The 1869-nt window shown below is 61.5% G+C and carries 1 pseudogene; it reads right to left on the reverse strand.

What is annotated here, in order from left to right:
* Positions 1-1869: pseudogene (locus AB1S50_RS19405) on the reverse strand (hypothetical protein); the annotation flags it as partial.

The following is a 1869-nucleotide window of genomic DNA, read 5'->3' on the forward strand; positions in this document are numbered from 1 at the left end:
AGCTTGTCGAAACCCGCTACGCCGAGGTACAACAACCGCGACAAGTCGCCCTCGTTATAAACAAATACACGGCACTCAACACGGTAGAGTTTTTCTGGATCAAACGGTACTTTTGTCCCGCTATACATATACACTCCGCCGTCCGATTCAGCCTTACCCAATAGCGCCGCGCTACCACCGACTTTTACGTTAGCGCTACCGCCTGCCGCCGTATAGTCAGCCAGCATCGAGGCGCCACCAATTGGCACCTCCCAGGTGCCCATCCACACCGGATCGGAAAAGTCTTCAAGTACGGTATGACGCATGGTGCGGATCTGCGCCCACTCCTGGGCCGTGGCGCCCACAGTGGCACCGTCTTCTGGCTTGCCAAAGCCGTAGACTTTCCCCCAATCCGCCAGGGAGCCGGCAATCTGGTCGATTTTGTTGAGTAGGGTTTGTCGTGCGGTATAGACCGCCCGCCATTTGGTGTCCCAGGTGCTGCGATGAATGGACGTGACGCTGGCGGTATTGTCCCAGCCAGTTCCGCTGAGGTAATCCGATAGCGCGGTGATGGCACCACTGTAGGCGGTTCTCTCGGTGGTGATGCCGTAACGGTTTGCCTCCGCCTCGTTACCTGCCTGCTCCGCCAATAGCTGGCTGTACTCGCGGATGACCTGGGGTTTTTCCGCCGGGTGTAGTTTGCTGTCCGCGGCAATATCCCCCAGGTCGGCAAGGGCAGCATCGGCGTCCGCTTTGGCATCGTCGGCCGCATCCCGGGCGGCGGCGGCCTTGGCATCAGCGGCGGAGGCATCCAGCAGCGCCTCGGGATCGCCGCTGCCGCCCAGGGTGACAACGATACCCCCATAGGTGCCGCCATCGCTGGAACTGGCCCATACGGAGATTTCATTGACGCCGGATCGGAAGGTGATCGGGAATGAATACCATTGGGAGACGCCATCCTCCCCACTCATCCTGCCCACCAAAGCGCCATTAAAACCAACCCGGGCGCCGCCCTCGGCATCGTTGGCCAGCACATGCAAATAACCGCGCCCTACCGCAGCATTAAAGGTGTATTTGGTGCCGCCGGCATAGTTGGTGCTGGTGGGCCAGGTTAATCCCAGGGGCCGGCCATCCCACTTGAACTGCAGGGCGGCGCCGAGCATACCGGCCTCCCGCGCCTGTTGGGCAATGGCGTCCAGCAGCGTTTGCCGGGCGGCATAAACCGATTGCCAGTTAATATTCCAGAGGCTGCGGCTGATGGGTGTGCCCACAGAAGTATTGTTCCAGTCGGGGGTCAGTCCCTCTAAATAGCTGTTCAGCGCCGCCAGGTTGCCGGCGTAGTCGGCTTTTTCCGTGGTCAGGCCGGCACCGTCGGCCTGGGTTTCAATTCCGGGTTGTTCCTGCAGCAGCTGCGCGTGTTCGCGGATCACCAACAACTTTTCGTTTTGATGCAAGTATCCGTCGGCTGCAACCCGGTCCAGATCTGCCAGCGCCGCATCGGCGTCGGCCTGGGCCTGTTGGGCGGCCTCCAGGGCGGCCTTCACTTCGGGGTTGGGTTCCGGGTCTTCGTAGTCGTCATAGGGCGTGCGGGACTTGGGCACAAACAATACCCGCGCAACATTGGTACCCAGGCATTGCCCACCCAGCCCGGGATTGCCGGGACTGCTGGGGCTGTCCCCATAGCAGGCCACAATTCTGTTGTTGGTGATGACGGGCATGGGGTTTTGGGTGCCGTCCACCAGCAGCACCAGACCACCGGGCGCGCCGCCACCACCGCTGCCACCGGACACCCGATGAGGCCCATCCTCAACAGTGCCGGGGCTGCCGTCGCCGCCACTGGTGTTGATCTCCCCGGATATCCCAAAGGCAATACCCCGGGCGATCACTGCC

The sequence above is a fragment of the Microbulbifer discodermiae genome, from assembly GCF_040742695.1.
In the GTDB taxonomy this organism is placed as follows: domain Bacteria; phylum Pseudomonadota; class Gammaproteobacteria; order Pseudomonadales; family Cellvibrionaceae; genus Microbulbifer.